Source organism: Variovorax sp. 679, assembly GCF_003952185.1.
Lineage (GTDB): Bacteria > Pseudomonadota > Gammaproteobacteria > Burkholderiales > Burkholderiaceae_C > Variovorax.
In genome coordinates this window covers 25,240-41,037 of sequence record NZ_RXFS01000017.1, presented here as the reverse complement: position 1 = coordinate 41,037, position 15,798 = coordinate 25,240, and the positions used below count along the sequence as shown (strand labels likewise).

The following is a 15,798-nucleotide window of genomic DNA, read 5'->3' as shown; positions in this document are numbered from 1 at the left end:
CCCGTCTCCGGCAGGTTTCAGGCCTCGGCTTTCTTCAGCACATACCCGATCCGCGGAAAGTGCACATGCACCGTCCCCGCGCGCTCGTGGCTGCGCTCCAGCGTGTAGTGCGTGCGCGTGGCCGCGATCAGCGTGCCGGGCGTCTCCTCGAGCCCGAAGCTCTCGGCGCGGATGGTCACAGCGCTGCCGAGGGGAATGCCGTGGTCGTCCTGGAAGGTGCTGTCGGTCAGCAGCGTGTGCGGCGTCGAGGCCTTGGCCACCGCGATTGCCTCTTCGCTCGTGAACTTTTCGGGAACGCCGTGGCCGATGGCGGCCATGCGGTCCAGCCAGTCGACCACGGCGGGCGTGAGGTCGAGGATGGTGCGGACCGACTCAATGCGCCGCGTGTACCAGAGCGGGTGATAGGCCGAGAAGTCCGCGATGCTGGGCACTTCGCCCAGCAGGAAGGGCTTCTCGTCGAGCATGTCCGACAGGCGGCGCAGGTACGACTTGTAGGCGCTGGTGGCGTCAGCCGGGCGCAGGCGGGTCATGTTGCCCGCGCTCATCCGGCCGCGGTCTTCGCCGAAGGCCTTGGCTGCTTCGGGCGGGGCCTTGGCGAACACCTCGGCCGCGCCCCTGGGCTGCAGGTTCCAGGCCATGGCGGCCCAGAACAGCGTGGTGTCGGCCCACTGCGCGAGGATGCGCGACATGCCTTTCTCGGGCTCCGGGTACAGCGTTGGCTCGGGCTGCAGGTGTTCGAGCACGTCGGCGATGAGCGCGCTGTCGCAGTAGATGTCGGCACCGATCTGCAGGAACGGCGTCTTGCGGTAGCCGCCCGTGAGCACCTCCACCTCGGGCTTCGGCATGATCGGCGGGATGAAGACCGACTTCCACGGCAGCTTCTTGGCGCCGAGGATCAGGCGCACCTTCTCCGAAAAGGGCGAGGTCAGGTAGTGATGGAGGATCAGGTCGGCCATGGTGTTTCCCGTGGGGTTGTCGTTGTGTTTCAGCGCGGCTGCGCGCGCTGGATGATGGAGTCGAAATCGGTGCCCGCGCCCAGCGTGCCGAAGGCGTTGCCCCAGTCGCCGCCCAGGCGCGAGGCGCAGAACGCACCGGCAACTGCAGGCGGCGCGGTCTGCACTAGCAGCGCTGCCTGCACGGCCAATGCAACATCCTGCGCGAGACGGCGGGCCTCGGCCTCGGATGCCATCGCCTCGATGCGTGCCGGCAATGCGTCGGCGAGCCGGTCGAGTGCGGCGTGCTGGCCGCGCGCGGGCGCCAGTTCCTTTTCGAGCGCGGCCACCGCATCGCCCTTGCGCAGGCCGCGCAGCAGGTCGAGCGCCATGATGTTGCCCGCGCCTTCCCAGATGGAGTTGAGCGGCATCTCGCGGTAGATGCGGGCCATGACGCCTTCGCCGCCCTCTTCCACATAGCCGTTGCCGCCAAGGCATTCCATGGCCTCCTGCGCGAAGGCGCTGCCGCGCTTGCAGATCCAGAACTTGGCGACCGGCGTGAGCAGCCGTGCCATCAGGCGCTCGTGCTCGTCGGCCTGGTGATCGAAGGCCCGTGCAAGGCGGATGGCGAGCGCGGTGGCAGCCTCGCTCTCGAGCGCGAGGTCGGCCAGCACGTTCTTCATCAGGGGCTGATCGATCAGCGGCTTGCCGAAGGCCATGCGCTGCGTGGCGTGGTTGAGCGCGATGGACAGCGACTGGCGCATGAGCCCACTCGTACCCAGCGCGCAGTCGAGCCGCGTCATCGTGCCCATCTCGAGGATCTGCGGAATGCCACGCCCCTCCTCGCCCACCAGCCACGCGGTTGCGCCGTGGAACTCGACCTCGGAGCTCGCATTGGCCTTGTTGCCCAGCTTGTCCTTCAGCCGCTGGATGCGGATGGCGTTGCGCGAGCCGTCGGGCAGCACGCGCGGCAGGAAGAAGCACGAGAGCCCGGCTGGCGCCTGCGCCAGCACCAGGAAGGCATCGCACATCGGCGCCGAGAAGAACCACTTGTGGCCGGTGATGGCATAGCGATCGCCCCAGGCATCGCTGCCGCCGTCGCGCACGGCCTGCGTGGTGTTGGCCCGCACGTCGGAGCCGCCCTGCTTCTCGGTCATGCCCATGCCCATGGTCACGCCGGGCTTGTCGCTGAACAGCTTCAGCGTCGGGTCGTACCAGAGGCTGCCGAGCTTCGGGCTCCAGTCGGCATGCACGGCCGCATTGCCGCGCAGCGCGGGCGTGACCGCATAGGTCATCGAGATGGGGCAAAGAATCGACGGCTCCAGCTCTGTGAAGAGCATGAAGCCCGCCGCGCGCAGCACATGCGGCGAGGCGGAGGTGCCGGTCCACGGCGTGCCGTGAAGTCCTGCGCCCACGGCGGCGGTCATCAGCGCGTGATAGCTCGGATGGAACTCCACCTCGTCGATGCGCCTGCCGAAGCGGTCGTGCGTATGCAGCTCGGGCGTGTGGATGTTGGCGAGCCGCGCATGCGCCTGCATGCCGGCCGAGCCGAGGGTGGCGCCCAGCTCGTGCAGCTGCGTGGTCTGCAGCGCGGGCGCGTTGAACTTCAGCGCATCGCGCAGGGGCCGGTTGGTGTCGAAGAGGTTGTAGTCCACCAGCGGCGTGGGCTGGTTGAAGACCTCGTGTGTCGTGTCCATGGCCGGCCTCCTTGCCGTGCGTTCAGCTCATCGGGGCATGCATCAGATGAGCTTGACGAGTTGCTTGCCGAAGTTGCGGCCCTTGAGCAGGCCCAGGAAGGCTTCCGGAGCCGACTCGATACCCTGCGCGATCGACTCGCGTGGCTTCAGCTTGCCCGTGCCCACCAGCGTACCCAGCTCGGTCAGCGCCTCGGGCCACACTTCCATGTGCTCGCTGACGATGAAGCCTTCGATCTTCATGCGGTTGATGAGGATCAGCGCCGGGTTCGCGAGCGGCAGCGGCTGGCCGTCGTAGCCCGCGATCATTCCGCACAGCGCCACGCGGGCGAAGGCGTTGGCGCGCAGCAGCACCGCATCGAAGATGTAGCCGCCGACGTTCTCGAAGTAGCCGTCGATGCCGTTCGGGCAGGCTTCCTTGAGCGCCGCGCTCATCGACTTGACGTCGGGGTGCTGGCGGTAGTCGATGCAGGCGTCGAAGCCCAGCTCGTCGGTCACGTACTTGCACTTGTCCGCGCCGCCCGCGATGCCGACCACGCGGCAACCGCGCGCCTTGGCCAGCGCGCCGAAGGCGCTGCCCACCGCGCCGCTGGCGGCGGTGATGACCATGGTTTCACCGGCCTTGGGCGCGATGATCTTCACGAGGCCGTACCAGGCCGTGACGCCCGGCATGCCGACCGCGCCCAGGTAGTGCGACAGCGGCACGTGCGTGGTGTCGACCTTCTTCAGCGCGCCGGGCTGCGAGGCATCGACCACGCTGTATTCCTGCCAGCCGCCGAAGCCGACCACCTTGTCGCCCACGGCGTACTTCGGGTGCTTGCTCTCGACCACTTCGCCGACCGTGCCGCCCTGCATGGTCTGGCCCAGCGGCTGGGGCTGCGCGTAGCTCTTGGAGTCGTTCATGCGCCCGCGCATGTACGGGTCCAGGCTCATGTAGTGGTGGCGCACGAGCACCTGGTTGTCCTTGAGCGCCGGGGTCTCGGCGGTCACGAGCTTGAAGTTGCCGGCCACGGCTTCGCCGTCTGGGCGGTTGTCGAGGTGGATCTGCTTGTTGATGGGCATGGAATTCTCCGGAAATGGGGTCAGTCGGTCGACGGCGGGCGCATCTCGTTGGCGCTGGCCGGGCCGGTAGGCAGCCGGCGCTTCACGTACTTGAAGGTTCCGGTGGCATGGGCGCACACGCGCTCCTGCTCATCGAAGATTCTGGCCTCGGTGAAAGCCAGCGTCGCCGTCCTGTGAATGAGCGTGCCGCGTGCATGCAGCGGGCCGACCGAGGGCTGCATGAAGCTGGTCTTCATCTCGATGGTGACCACGCCCATCTCGGGCGCGATGCTGCGCGCGGCCGCCGCCATGGTGATGTCGAGCAGCGTCATGCAGGCACCGCCGTGCGTCACGTCGAAGGTGTTCAGGTGCTCGGGCTTGGCGGTGTACTCGATTTCCGATTCGCCGCCCTCGAACTTCGTCAGCTCGAAGCCGAGATGGCGCGCGAACGGGATGCGGCTCGTGTACGAGCGGAAATTGATGTCGTCGGATTCAGGGGTTGTCATTTCGGTTCTTATGCTGCGCCGAGGACGACGCTCACGCCGCCATCGACCGCCATCCACTGGCCGGTGACGTGCTTGCCGGCATCGCTTGCGAACAGCAGCGTCAGGCCCTTCAGGTCTTCGTCGTCGCCGAGGCGGCCGAGCGGCGCCTGGGCGGCCATCTTCTCCTCGCCCAGCGACTTGATGAGGCCGGCGGCCATCTTCGTCATGAAGAAGCCCGGGCAGATCGCGTTCACGTTGATGTTGTACTTGCCCCATTCGGCGGCCAGCGTGCGGGTGAAGCCGATGACCGCGGTCTTGGAGGTGTTGTAGGCCAGGGTCTGCATCTCGGGCGGGTTGCCGTTCAGCCCGGCGATCGAGGCGATGTTGATGATGCGCCCCGACTTCTTCGGGATCATGTAGCCGTTGGCGATCTGCTGCGACAGGATGAAGTAGCCTCGCACGTTGAGATTCATCACCTTGTCCCAGGCCTCGACCGGGTGGCTCTCGGCCGGCGAACCCCAGCTGGCGCCCGCGTTGTTGACGAGGATGTCGACCGCGCCCATGCGCTGCAGCGTCTCGTCGGCCAGGCGGCGGGTGTCTTCTTCCTTCGCGCAGTCGGCGGCGATCCAGCGCGCGTCGATGCCCGCGGCCTGCAGCTCGGCGGCGGCCTGCTCCAGGTCGTCGGCCTTGCGCGAACTCAGCATGATCTTCGCGCCGGCCTCGCCCAGCGCATGAGCCATCTGCAGGCCCAGGCCGCGCGAGCCGCCGGTGATGAGAGCAGTCTTGCCTGTGAGGTCGAAGAGTTTCTGGACGGTGCGGGCGGTCATGGGTTGTCTCCGGGGTTCGGGTTGAATCAGATCGTGTAGTCCATGCACTGGCGGGCTTCACGCACGGCGCCGATGAATGGCTTCAGGGCCACGTGCTGCGGATGGTCTGCATAGGCCGCGAGCGCGGCGGCGTCGGTGAATTCCGAGTACAGGACCAGGTCGTAGGTGGCTTCGAGCCCGGGCTGGGCGATGGCCACCTCGAAGCGCAGGGTGCCGGGCGAGAGCTTCGCGCAGGCATCGAGCAGCGCCTTGGCCTTGAGCAGGTTGGTCGCCTTGTCGGCGCCCTCGGCGTGCTCCTTGAACTTCCACATCACGATGTGCTTGAGCATGGCGGGCCTCGTTACTTGCTTGCGGGGGTGTTCGACAGGCGCGAGCGCACGTAGATCAGCACGAAGCCGACCAGTGCCACGATGCCGCCGGGCACGGCGATGCTCCAGCCCAGCGCGGCGTCGGTACGGCCGGTGGCGATGCCCAGGATCACGACGAACAGGCCGCCGTAGATCAGGATCCAGATCCACTTCTCGAGGCGTGCGTGCGGCTTCGGTGGCTTGGCGGCGGGGGTGTTGCTGGGGGTGGTGTTCGGCGAATCGGTAGTGGCCATCAGAAGGCGTCCTCGGGCAAAGCTGTACAGGTCGGGTCGCGGGTTTCGACCACGTTGAGCCATGCGCCGATTTTCGGCAGCTCGTAGTGGAAGAAGTAGTCCGTGGCGCCGATCTTGCCAGCTGTTACCGCCCTCGCCTTTTCACCATCGCTCTGCAGGGCCCTTTGGGCTACGTCGAGCCAGATCCAGGCCAGCACCGTATGGCCGAAGGCCTGCATGTACGGCACCGCGTTGGCCAGCGCGTCAGCCGGGTCGCCGGTGGACCAGGCAGCCTCGGTGGCGCTGCCGATGCGCTGCAGCGCGGCGCCCAGCGCCTTGGCATGGGCCGCCAGCGCAGGCACCTTGGCCGCGCGGCCGATGGTGCCCGTCATTCGCTCGGCCAGCAGGTGCAGGCCGCGGCCCTTCTCCATCAGCACCTTGCGGCCCAGCAGGTCTGCCGCCTGGATGCCGTGGGTTCCCTCGTGGATCATGTTCAGGCGGTTGTCGCGCCAGTACTGCTCCACCGGAAAGTCGCGCGTGTAGCCATAGCCGCCGTGCACCTGGATGGCCAGCGAATTGGCCTCCAGGCACCACTCGCTGGGCCAGCTCTTGGCGATGGGCGTGAGTACTTCGAGCAGCAGGCGTGCGTCGTCGGCGGCCTGAGCGTCGCCGGTCTTCTGCTCGTCGACCAGCCGTGCGCAGTACAGCTCCAGCGCCAGCGCGCCCTCGCAGTACGCCTTCTGGGCCAGCAGCATGCGCCGCACGTCGGCGTGCTCGATGATGCGCACTTGCGGCGCGGCCGAGTCCTTGGCGACTGCCGTGCCAGCGGCTTCCGGCTTCTTCACCAGCCGGCCCTGCGGACGGCTCTTCGCGTATTCGAGCGAGGCGTGGTAGCCGGCCATGCCGAGCATGGTGGCAGCCGTGCCGACGCCGATGCGTGCCTCGTTCATCATGTGGAACATGCAGTGCAGGCCCTTGCCGGGCGCGCCGACCAGGTAGCCCACCGCGCCGGCCTTGCCGTCGACCGGGTACTTGCCCTCTCCGAAGTTCAACAGCGTGTTGGTGGTGCCGCGCCAGCCCAGCTTGTGGTTGAGGCCCGCGAGCGCCACGTCGTTGCGCTGGCCCGTGAGCTGGCCCTTGGTGTCGACCATGCGCTTGGGCACGATGAAGAGCGAAATGCCGCGCGTGCCGGGCACCAGCTTGCCGTTCTCGTCCGGGATCTTGGCGAGCACGATGTGCACGATGTTCTCGGTCAGCTCGTGGTCACCCGACGAGATCCACATCTTGTTGCCCGTGAGGCGGTAGCGCGGCCCCAGCGGGTCGTCTTGAAAGTCGGCGCCATCGGGCACTGCGCGCGTGGCCACGTCGCTCAGCGACGAGCCGGCCTGCGGCTCCGACAGGCACATGGTGCCGGCCCAGCGCCCCGAGAACTCGTTCTTGGCGAACACCTCTTTCTGCATCTCGGTGCCGTGCACCATCAGCAGGTTGGCGTTGCCGCTGGTGAGCATGTTCGAACCGATGCTCACCGAGGCCATCGCGAAGAAACTGTTGGCGGCGGCCGAGAGCGTGTACGGCAGCTGCATGCCTCCGATGTCGTAGTCCTGCGCCGCGCTCATCATTCCCGACTCGACGAAGGCCTTGTGCGCGTCGTGCGTGGCCTGCGGCAGGATGACCTTCTCGCCGTCGAAATGCGGCTCCTGTGTGTCGACCGTGCGGTTGAACGGCGCGTACTTCTCGCGCGCGATGCGCTCGCAGGTGTCGAGCACCGCGTCGAAGGTTTCGCGCGAATGGTCGGCAAAGCGTTCGCGCTGGTTGAGCGACTCGGCGTCGAGCCAGTCGTAGAGCAGGAAGTCGAGGGTGGAACGCAGGCTCATGGAAATGTCTCTTCTTGCTACTTTTTCGGGGGATCGGGCAGTCTGGCGATGGTGCCCTGCGCCAGCGCGCAAAGCTTCTCGGTGCCGTCGCTCACCACGAACACCTCGCAGGTGCAGACGGCCTGCGAGCTGCCACTGTGGGCCGTCCTGGCGCGTGCGACCAGCCGGTCGCCGAGTGCGGGCCGCACGTAGTTGATCTTGAATTCGGAGGTCACCACCGGCACGCGCAACGCGCTGCCACCGGCGAAGGTGAGCGCGTTGTCGGCCATGTAGCTCACGATGCCGCCATGGGCGAAGCCGTTCTGCTGCTTCAACTGCGCGGTGAGCGGCAGCTGAAGTTCTGCAAGACCGGGCGCCAGCGCGTGCAACTCCGCGCCGATCAGCGCACTGAACGGCTGCGATGCGAGCACGCGGCGCCCGTAGGCCAAAGCGGCTTCGGGCGAGACCTCCTGGTCATGGCCCAAGCCGGACATGATTACAAGACCTCGAACACGCCCGCGGCGCCCATGCCGCCGCCTATGCACATCGTGACCACGACCTTCTTGGCGCCGCGGCGCTTGCCTTCGATGAGCGCGTGGCCCGTGAGGCGCTGGCCGCTCACGCCGTAGGGGTGGCCCACCGCGATGGCGCCGCCGTTCACGTTCAGGCGGTCACCCGGGATGCCCAGCTTGTCGCGGCAGTAGATCACCTGCACGGCAAAGGCTTCGTTCAGCTCCCACAGGTCGATGTCGTTGACCGTCAGGCCCAGGCGCTTGAGCACCTTCGGAATGGCGAAGACGGGGCCGATGCCCATCTCGTCGGGCTCGCAGCCCGCCACGGCGAAACCGAGAAAACGGCCCAGGGGCTTCAGGCCCTTCTGCTCGGCGTACTTCTCGTCGACCACCACACAGGCGCCGCCGCCGTCGGAGAACTGGCTGGCATTGCCGGCCGAGATCACGCCGCCGGGGATGGCCGGGCGGATACCGCTGATGCCTTCCTTGGTGGTGCCGGGACGGATGCCTTCGTCGTTCTCGACGGTGACTTCCTTGGTGCGCAGGCCCATCACGGGGTCGGCCACGCCGGCCAGTACGGTGATGGGGGCGATCTCGGCCTTGAAGAGGCCGGCTTCCAGCGCGGCAGTGGCACGCTGCTGGCTTTGCGCGCCGTATTCGTCCATGGCGTCGCGGCCGATGTTGTAGCGCTTGGCGACCTGCTCGGCCGTCTGCAGCATGTTCCAGTAGATCTCGGGCTTGTGCTTCACGAGCCACGGGTCGGCCAGCATGTGCTTGTTGGCTTCGTTCTGCACGCACGAGATGCTCTCGACGCCGCCGGCCACGTACACCTCGCCCTCGCCCGCGATGATGCGCTGGGCGGCGGTGGCGATGGTCTGCAGGCCCGACGAGCAGAAGCGGTTGATGGTCATGCCCGAGGTCGTGATCGGCAGGCCGGCGCGCAGCGCGATCTGGCGCGCGATGTTCGAGCCGGTCGCACCTTCGGGCGTGGCGCAGCCCATGATGACGTCGTCGACCGATGCGGGGTCGATGCCGGCGCGCTGCACGGCGTGCTGAACGGCGTGGCCACCCAGCGTGGCGCCGTGCGTCATGTTGAAGGCACCCTTCCAGCTCTTCGCGAGCGGCGTGCGGGCAGTGGAAACGATGACGGCGCTGGTCATGGTGAGGTCCTTTGAAGCAGAGGGAAGGGAAAGAAGGTTGCGGTTGTCGTCATTGCGCCGGAGCAGCGTTGGTGTTGCTCAGGAGCTGGCGGTAGAAGCCGATCATCTCGCCGTAGTTCGAGATGGCCAGGCGTTCGTTGTTGCCGTGAAAGCGCGCCAGGTCCTCGCCCTTCACGCGGAACGGCGAGAAGCGGAAGACGGCGTCGCTCACGATGCTGAAGTGGCGCGAGTCGGTCGCGGCGGTCATGAGGCCGGGGGCCACCACCGCATCGGGGAAGCTCTGGCGCACGGCCTGCTGGATCGCGCGGTAGCCGGTGCTGTCGGTGGGCGACACGGGCGACGGCTCCGAATTGCCCGGATAGGCCTTGATCTTGATGTCGTCGTTGCCCAGCGCCTTGCGCAGGTGCGCCTCGGTGCTGGCGATGGTGTCGCCCGGCAGGATGCGGAAATTGACGGCCGCCTCGGCACGGCCGGGCAGCACGTTGTCCTTGTTGCCCGCGCGAATGATGGTCAGCGCCGTGGTGGTGCGCAGCATGGCGTTGCTGCTCGGGCTCTTCTCGAGCTGGCCGCGAACCAGCGGCTCGGTGAGCCACAGGTTCGAAAGCATCACGCGGTTGACGCCGCTCATCTCGGGCGCCAGTGCGCCGAACATCTGGCCCGCCACGCCCTGGATGCCGCCGGGCATCGGGCTGGCCTCGAGCCTTGCCAGCGCCGCGCTCATCATGCCAATGGCGCTGTGCTGCGGAGGCATCGACGAATGGCCGGGAGCGGTATCCAGCGACAGGAAGAAGGTGGCATAGCCCTTCTCCGCCAGCCCGATGAGAGCCGCCGGCTTGCTCAGGCCCGGAAGCACGCCGTCGAGCACCAGCAGGCCTTCGTCGAGCACCCAGTCGAGGCGCACGTTGCGCGACTTGAGCAGTTCCGCGATGGGCAGCGCACCACGCAGGCCGCTCACCTCTTCGTCGTCGCCCATCACGAGGTAGACGGTCTGCCTCGGCTTGAAGCCGGCGCCGATGAGCAGCTCGACGGCCTCCATCTGCGCGAACAGGTTGCTCTTGTTGTCGAGCGTGCCGCGACCCCAGATGAAGCCGTCCTTGATCTCGCCAGAGAAGGGATCGACCGACCAGGCCTTCTCGGTGCCCGGCGCGATGGGCACCATGTCCTGGTGCGCCATCAGCGCGACGGGCTTGGCCTGCGGGTCGGTGCCGGTCCAGGTGTAGAACAGCGCCTTGTTGCCCACCACTTCCTTCTTCAGGGTGGCGTGCACCTTCGGAAACTGCTGCTCCAGGAATGCATGCAGCTTGTCGAACTCGGCCGCGTTGGCGGCCGGATCGTCCAGGCCCGACACCGTGCGGAACGTGATCGCCGTGGAGAGCCGCTTGGCGGCTGCCTGCAGGTCGATGTCCAGCTTCGGCGCGGGCGCCACCGCCAACTGCTGCGACGGCGTGGTCCAGGTCTTGACCGCCACGGCGGCCACCAGCAGCACAATTGCCAGCAGCAGCCCGAGGAAGATGCGTTTCAACATTGGCGGTCTTGGCCCTGGTTCTGTCGTTGGTCTCAGCCGAAGGACTTGCCTTCTGCCACCAGCTTCTGGATCAGCGGCGCGGGCTGCCAGAACTCGGCGTCGTCGCGCGGGTTCTTCGCGAAACGCTTCATCGTCTCGGCCACGTTGTACAGGCCGACTTGCGATGCGTAATGCATCGGGCCGCCGCGATAGATCGGGAAGCCGTAGCCGGTGAGGTACACCATGTCGATGTCGCCCGACTTCGAGGCGATGCCGTCTTCAAGGATGTGCGCGCCTTCATTGACCAGCGCGTACACCAGGCGCTGAACGATTTCCTCGTCGGAAATCTTGCGCGGCGTGATGCCCAGTTCCTTGCGGTGGTCCTCGATCATCTTGTTGACGAGGTCCGACGGAATGGCGTCGCGCTTGCCGGCCTGGTAGTCGTACCACCCTGCCCCGGTCTTCTGGCCGAAGCGGCCCAGTTCGCAGAGCTTGTCGGCCGTGCGGCTGTACTTCATGTCGGCACGCTCGACGGCGCGGCGCTTGCGGATGGCCCAGCCGATGTCGTTGCCGGCCAGGTCGCCCATGCGGAACGGGCCCATGGCGAAGCCGAACTTCTCGATGGCCTTGTCGACCTGCTGTGGCGTCGCGCCTTCATCGAGAAGGAAGCCGGCCTGACGCGAGTACTGCTCGATCATGCGGTTGCCGATGAAGCCGTCGCACACGCCCGAGACCACTGCGGTCTTCTTGATCTTCTTGCCGATGGCCATGACCGTGGCGAGCACGTCCTTGCCGGTGGCCTTGCCGCGCACCACTTCCAGCAGCTTCATCACGTTGGCCGGGCTGAAGAAGTGCATGCCGACCACGTCCTGAGGACGGTCGGTGAACGAGGCAATCTTGTCGACGTCGAGCGTGGAGGTGTTCGAGGCCAGGATCGCGCCCTTCTTTGCGACGCGGTCGAGTTCCTTGAACACTTTTTCCTTCACGCCGATTTCCTCGAACACGGCCTCGATGATGAGGTCGGCGTCCTTCAGGTCGTCGTAGCTCAGCGTGGTGCTCAGCAGCGCCATGCGCTGCTCGTACTTGTCCTGCTTGAGCTTGCCCTTCTTGACCTGGGCTTCGTAGTTTTTCTTGATGGTGGCGACGCCGCGGTCCAGCGCCTCCTGCTTCATCTCGAGGATCTTGACGGGAATGCCCGCGTTCAGGAAGTTCATCGAGATGCCGCCGCCCATGGTGCCGGCGCCGATCACGCCGACCGACTTGATCTCGCGCTTGGGCGTGTCTTCCGGCACGTCGGGAATCTTGCTCGCGGCACGCTCGGCCATGAACAGGTGGCGCAGCGCCAGCGATTCGGGCGTGAACATCAGCGCGGTGAACAGGCGTCGTTCCTCGGCCATGCCTTCGTCGAACTTCAGCTTCGTCGCGGCCTGCACGGCGTCGATGCACTTCAGCGGCGCGGGGTAGTTCTTCGACATGCCGCCGACCATGTTCTTCGAGAACTGGAAGTAGGCGTCGCCCTGGGGATGCTTGCACGGCAGGTTGCGCACCAGCGGCAGGGCCTCGCCCGTCTTGCCGGCCACGCCCTTGGCGAATTCCACGGCTTCCTCGAACACCGACTCGGCCGATGCAGCCAGCTTGTCGAACAGCTTCTGGCCGGGCAGGCTCGCGAGCAGTTCGCTCTTCACGGGCTCGCCGCTGACGATCATGTTCAGGGCGGTCTCGACGCCGAGCACGCGCGGCAGGCGCTGCGTGCCGCCCGCGCCGGGCAGCAGGCCCAGCTTGACTTCGGGCAGCGCCACGCTGGTGCCGGGAGCGGCCACGCGGTAGTGGCAGCCCAGGGCCAGCTCGAGGCCGCCGCCCATGCACACCGAGTGGATGGCCGCGACGATGGGCTTCGGGGAGGCTTCGAGCGCGAGGATCACGCTCAGCAGGTTGGGCTCCTGCAGCGCCTTGGGCGTGCCGAACTCCTTGATGTCCGCGCCGCCCGAGAACGCCTTGCCGGCGCCGGTGATGACGATGGCCTTGACGGCGTCGTCGGCATTGGCCTTCGACAGGCCATCGGTGATGCCGATGCGCGTCGAGAAACCGAGACCGTTGACCGGAGGGTTGGTCATTGTGATCACGGCGATATCGCCGAGCACTTTGTATTCAGCCGTCATGCTGCGTTCCTTGGTGTGTGAAGAAAAAGAAGAAAAAGCACGAGTGTTCTTTTTCGGGGGATTCTAGGCGTTTCGCGAGGCCAAACAATGGCACGCAGTCGCTGTAGAGACAAGGCCCTCCCCGTGGAGGGCGGGGCTTTCAGGGAACACCGCGGAACCGGCTTTGCCGGGCCGCAGGTGTTGCCCCCTGCAAGGGGGAAGGCGTGCGCGACACGAAGTGCGCGAAGCCTGGGGGTTTGCCTAGACTTCCAACCACTCCTTGCGAGTGGTGGCGTCGGCCCTGAGGCTGTCCGGCGTGCCGTCGAACACGATGCTGCCATGGCCCATGACGAGCGCGCGATCCGAGATCTGCATCGCGATGGTGAGCTTCTGCTCGATCAGCAGCACCGAGATGCCCTTGTCCTTCAGCGTGCGAAGGTACTGCCCCACCAGCTCGACGATCTTGGGCGCGAGGCCCTCGGTGGGCTCGTCGATGATGATGAGGTCGGGGTCGCCCATCAGCGTGCGGCACAGCGTGAGCATCTGCTGCTCGCCGCCCGAGAGCACGCCGGCTTCGGTGTGCTGGCGCTCCTTCAGGCGCGGGAACATGCCGTACATGTCGTCGAAGGACCAGCGGCTGCCCTTGCCCGAGCCCTTCTGCCCCAGCAGCAGGTTCTGGTGCACCGTGAGCTTGGGGAAGATGTCGCGGTTCTCGGGCACATAGCCGATGCCGAAATGCGCGATCTCATAAGCCTTGCGGCGCAGGATGTCCTGCCCCTTCCAATGCAGGCCGCCTTCGGCATGCACCAGGCCCATGATGGCCTTGGCGGTGGTCGAGCGGCCCGAGCCGTTGCGGCCCAGCAGCGCGACGATCTCGCCCGGGTTCACGTCGAACGAAACGCCATGCAGCACATGGCTCTTGCCGTAGTAGGCGTGGATGTCTTTGAGCTTCAGCATTTCAGTGTCCCGCCCCTTGCGCATCGGCAACCGCCGAGCCGAGGTATGCCTCCTGCACCCGCGCATTGGCGCGAACGGCAGCCGGCGTGTCGAAGGCGATCACTTCGCCGTACACCACCACCGCGATCTTGTCGGCCAGCCCGAAGACCACGCCCATGTCGTGCTCCACCGTCAGCAGCGTCTTGCCGACGGTGACGTGCTTGATGAGCGCGATGAAGTGCGAGGTCTCGGTCTTGCTCATGCCCGCCGTGGGCTCGTCCAGCAGGATGACGCTGGCGCCGCCGGCGATGGTCACGCCGATCTCCAGCGCGCGCTGCTCCGCATAGGTGAGGTTCACCGCGTGCACGTCGCGCTTCTTCTCCAGGCCGATCTGGCGAATCAGCTCTTCGGTGCGCTCGTTGGCGTCGTCCAGGTTCGAGAGAAAGCGCAGGAAGGTGTACTTGTAGCCCAGGCTCCACAGCACGCCGCAGCGCAGGTTCTCGAAGACCGTGAGCTTCGGGAAGATGTTGGTGATCTGGAAGCTGCGCGACAGCCCCATGCGATTGATTTCGTACGGCTTCATGCCGTCGATGCGCTGGCCGTTGAGCAGCACCTCGCCGCTGCTGGGCGTGAGCCGCCCGCTGATCAGGTTGAACAGCGTGGACTTGCCCGCGCCGTTCGGCCCGATGATGGCGATGCGCTCGCCGGCCGTCACGGCCAGGTCGACGCCACGGATGATGTCCGTCTTGCCGAAGCTCTTGCGCAGGTTCCTGAGTTCGAGTGAATAGGTCATGCCGTCTCCCTGCGCTTGATCTCGGCTTCGATTTCTTCCTGGGCATGACCCCAGACCTTCGCGAAGCGGCGGCGCACCACCTCGAACACGCCCAGGCCCACGGCCAGCAGAGCCACAGCGACGATCCAGGCCGTAGCCGACGAGGTGTCGAGCTGCAGGCCGGCGAATGGCACCATCGGTCCGAGCGCCGCATTCAGCTGCATGTGATAGATCATCTCGACGATGGCCGCCGCGCCCGCAAGCATGATGGCCGAGCCGATGAACAGGCCCACGTACAGCAGGTAGAAGCGCTTGATCTTGCCGAACAGCGCCACGCGCACGTTCATCATGATCAGGCTGGCCACGCCGCCGGGCGCGAACATCACCATCAGCAGGAACACCAGGCCCACGTACAGCAGCCAGGCCTTGCTGAGCTCCGACAGCAGCACCAGCGCGAACACCAGCAGCGCCGCGCCGATGATCGGCCCGAAGAAGAAGGTCGCGCCGCCGAGGAAGGTGAACAGCAGGTAGCTGCCCGAGCGCAGCCCGTTGAGGCTGTCGGCCGCGTTCACGATCTCGAAGTTGATGGCCGCCAGCCCGCCGCCGATGCCCGCGAAGAAGCCCGCGATGATGAAGGCGTAGTAGCGCACGCGCTGCGTGTTGTAGCCGATGAACTCCACGCGCTCCGGGTTGTCGCGCACCGCGTTCAGCATGCGCCCGAGCGGCGTGCCGGTAAAGGCGAACATGAGCCCGGTGCAGATGAAGCAGTAGACCGCGATCAGGTAATACACCTGGTTCTGCGGGCCGAAGTTGAGCCCGAAGAACGAGGCGCCGTACACGCGGTTGGTGGTGATGCCGCCCTCGCCGCCGAAGAAGCTCGGGAACATCAGCGCCATCGCGGCCACGAGTTCGCCAAGGCCCAGCGTGATCATCGCGAAGGTGGTGCCCGATTTCTTGGTCGACACGTAGCCGAACACCACGGCGAAGAACATGCCACCGAGGCCGCCCACGAGCGGAATCAGCACCAGCGGGATCGGCAGCTTGCCGGCGGAGGCCAGATTCATCGCGTGGATCGCGATGAACGAGCCCAGGCCCACGTACACCGCGTGCCCGAAGCTGAGCATGCCGCCCTGCCCCAGCAGCATGTTGTAGCTCAGGCAGATGATGATCAGGTAGCCGATCTGCGACAGCATGGTCAGTGCCAGGCTGCTGGTGAAGATCATCGGCGCCACGATCAGCAGCAGCGCGAAGAAGGACCAGATCAGGATGCGGCCGATGTTCAGCGGCTTGAAGCGGTAGTACTGCGTCGGCGCCTTGCCGGCCGCGGCGTTCGGTGTGGTTGTGGTGGTTACGGTATTCATGGC

The 15,798-nt window shown here is 66.4% G+C and carries 15 protein-coding genes; all 15 read right to left on the bottom strand.

From position 1 onward, the window contains the following. Window positions 1-17: 17 nt before the first annotated feature. Window positions 18-956, bottom strand: a complete 939-nt coding sequence (locus tag EJO71_RS31300) for a glutathione S-transferase family protein (protein ID WP_125952557.1) — start codon at window positions 954-956, stop codon at window positions 18-20. A gap of 29 nt (window positions 957-985) precedes the next feature. Beyond that, on the bottom strand, window positions 986-2,629 hold the full coding sequence (locus EJO71_RS31295) for an isovaleryl-CoA dehydrogenase (RefSeq protein WP_125952558.1): 1,644 nt from the start codon (window positions 2,627-2,629) through the stop codon (window positions 986-988). Window positions 2,630-2,671: 42 nt separating this feature from the next. Then, entirely contained in the window at window positions 2,672-3,688 is a 1,017-nt protein-coding gene (locus EJO71_RS31290; protein WP_125952559.1) for an NADP-dependent oxidoreductase, read from the bottom strand. A gap of 20 nt (window positions 3,689-3,708) precedes the next feature. Next, window positions 3,709-4,173: a PaaI family thioesterase gene (locus EJO71_RS31285; protein ID WP_125952560.1), complete on the bottom strand. Its 465-nt coding sequence runs from the start codon at window positions 4,171-4,173 to the stop codon at window positions 3,709-3,711. A gap of 8 nt (window positions 4,174-4,181) precedes the next feature. Beyond that, window positions 4,182-4,979 carry an SDR family oxidoreductase gene (locus EJO71_RS31280; RefSeq protein WP_125952561.1) on the bottom strand — a complete coding sequence of 266 codons (798 nt, stop codon included), beginning with the start codon at window positions 4,977-4,979 and terminating at the stop codon, window positions 4,182-4,184. A gap of 26 nt (window positions 4,980-5,005) precedes the next feature. Beyond that, on the bottom strand, window positions 5,006-5,308 hold the full coding sequence (locus EJO71_RS31275; RefSeq protein ID WP_019652558.1) for a Dabb family protein: 303 nt from the start codon (window positions 5,306-5,308) through the stop codon (window positions 5,006-5,008). 11 nt (window positions 5,309-5,319) lie between these two features. Next, a complete protein-coding gene (locus EJO71_RS31270) occupies window positions 5,320-5,580 on the bottom strand; it encodes a hypothetical protein (protein WP_125952562.1) in 261 nt (86 codons plus the stop codon). After that, window positions 5,580-7,433, bottom strand: a complete 1,854-nt coding sequence (locus tag EJO71_RS31265; protein ID WP_125952563.1) for an acyl-CoA dehydrogenase — start codon at window positions 7,431-7,433, stop codon at window positions 5,580-5,582. Before EJO71_RS31265 ends, EJO71_RS31270 begins: the two co-directional genes overlap by 1 nt. A 17-nt stretch (window positions 7,434-7,450) precedes the next feature. Further along, the gene (locus EJO71_RS31260; protein WP_125952564.1) at window positions 7,451-7,906 is read right to left on the bottom strand and encodes a PaaI family thioesterase; all 456 of its coding nucleotides are present in this window, start codon (window positions 7,904-7,906) and stop codon (window positions 7,451-7,453) included. Window positions 7,907-7,908: 2 nt separating this feature from the next. Next, entirely contained in the window at window positions 7,909-9,084 is a 1,176-nt protein-coding gene (locus EJO71_RS31255) for an acetyl-CoA C-acyltransferase (RefSeq protein ID WP_093195026.1), read from the bottom strand. Window positions 9,085-9,133: 49 nt separating this feature from the next. After that, on the bottom strand, window positions 9,134-10,609 hold the full coding sequence (locus EJO71_RS31250) for a M20 family peptidase (RefSeq protein ID WP_125952565.1): 1,476 nt from the start codon (window positions 10,607-10,609) through the stop codon (window positions 9,134-9,136). 32 nt (window positions 10,610-10,641) lie between these two features. Next, window positions 10,642-12,747, bottom strand: a complete 2,106-nt coding sequence (locus EJO71_RS31245) for a 3-hydroxyacyl-CoA dehydrogenase NAD-binding domain-containing protein (protein WP_125952566.1) — start codon at window positions 12,745-12,747, stop codon at window positions 10,642-10,644. A 240-nt stretch (window positions 12,748-12,987) separates the two neighbouring features. Continuing rightward, a complete protein-coding gene (locus EJO71_RS31240; protein ID WP_093056893.1) occupies window positions 12,988-13,683 on the bottom strand; it encodes an ABC transporter ATP-binding protein in 696 nt (231 codons plus the stop codon). 1 nt (window position 13,684) lies between these two features. Next, the gene (locus EJO71_RS31235) at window positions 13,685-14,455 is read right to left on the bottom strand and encodes an ABC transporter ATP-binding protein (RefSeq protein WP_125952567.1); all 771 of its coding nucleotides are present in this window, start codon (window positions 14,453-14,455) and stop codon (window positions 13,685-13,687) included. After that, window positions 14,452-15,795 (bottom strand): branched-chain amino acid ABC transporter permease, encoded by a 1,344-nt coding sequence (locus EJO71_RS31230; protein ID WP_125952568.1) that lies wholly within the window; start codon window positions 15,793-15,795, stop codon window positions 14,452-14,454. Before EJO71_RS31230 ends, EJO71_RS31235 begins: the two co-directional genes overlap by 4 nt. Window positions 15,796-15,798: the final 3 nt, after the last annotated feature.

Excerpts from the sequence above, each read along its gene's own strand:
- EJO71_RS31300 (WP_125952557.1), bottom strand. The coding sequence starts at position 956 with ATGGCCGACCTGATCCTCCATCACTACCTGACCTCGCCCTTTTCGGAG.
- EJO71_RS31295 (WP_125952558.1), bottom strand. The coding sequence starts at position 2,629 with ATGGACACGACACACGAGGTCTTCAACCAGCCCACGCCGCTGGTGGAC.
- EJO71_RS31290 (WP_125952559.1), bottom strand. The coding sequence starts at position 3,688 with ATGCCCATCAACAAGCAGATCCACCTCGACAACCGCCCAGACGGCGAA.
- EJO71_RS31285 (WP_125952560.1), bottom strand. The coding sequence starts at position 4,173 with ATGACAACCCCTGAATCCGACGACATCAATTTCCGCTCGTACACGAGC.
- EJO71_RS31280 (WP_125952561.1), bottom strand. The coding sequence starts at position 4,979 with ATGACCGCCCGCACCGTCCAGAAACTCTTCGACCTCACAGGCAAGACT.
- EJO71_RS31275 (WP_019652558.1), bottom strand. The coding sequence starts at position 5,308 with ATGCTCAAGCACATCGTGATGTGGAAGTTCAAGGAGCACGCCGAGGGC.
- EJO71_RS31270 (WP_125952562.1), bottom strand. The coding sequence starts at position 5,580 with ATGGCCACTACCGATTCGCCGAACACCACCCCCAGCAACACCCCCGCC.
- EJO71_RS31265 (WP_125952563.1), bottom strand. The coding sequence starts at position 7,433 with ATGAGCCTGCGTTCCACCCTCGACTTCCTGCTCTACGACTGGCTCGAC.
- EJO71_RS31260 (WP_125952564.1), bottom strand. The coding sequence starts at position 7,906 with ATGTCCGGCTTGGGCCATGACCAGGAGGTCTCGCCCGAAGCCGCTTTG.
- EJO71_RS31255 (WP_093195026.1), bottom strand. The coding sequence starts at position 9,084 with ATGACCAGCGCCGTCATCGTTTCCACTGCCCGCACGCCGCTCGCGAAG.
- EJO71_RS31250 (WP_125952565.1), bottom strand. The coding sequence starts at position 10,609 with ATGTTGAAACGCATCTTCCTCGGGCTGCTGCTGGCAATTGTGCTGCTG.
- EJO71_RS31245 (WP_125952566.1), bottom strand. The coding sequence starts at position 12,747 with ATGACGGCTGAATACAAAGTGCTCGGCGATATCGCCGTGATCACAATG.
- EJO71_RS31240 (WP_093056893.1), bottom strand. The coding sequence starts at position 13,683 with ATGCTGAAGCTCAAAGACATCCACGCCTACTACGGCAAGAGCCATGTG.
- EJO71_RS31235 (WP_125952567.1), bottom strand. The coding sequence starts at position 14,455 with ATGACCTATTCACTCGAACTCAGGAACCTGCGCAAGAGCTTCGGCAAG.
- EJO71_RS31230 (WP_125952568.1), bottom strand. The coding sequence starts at position 15,795 with ATGAATACCGTAACCACCACAACCACACCGAACGCCGCGGCCGGCAAG.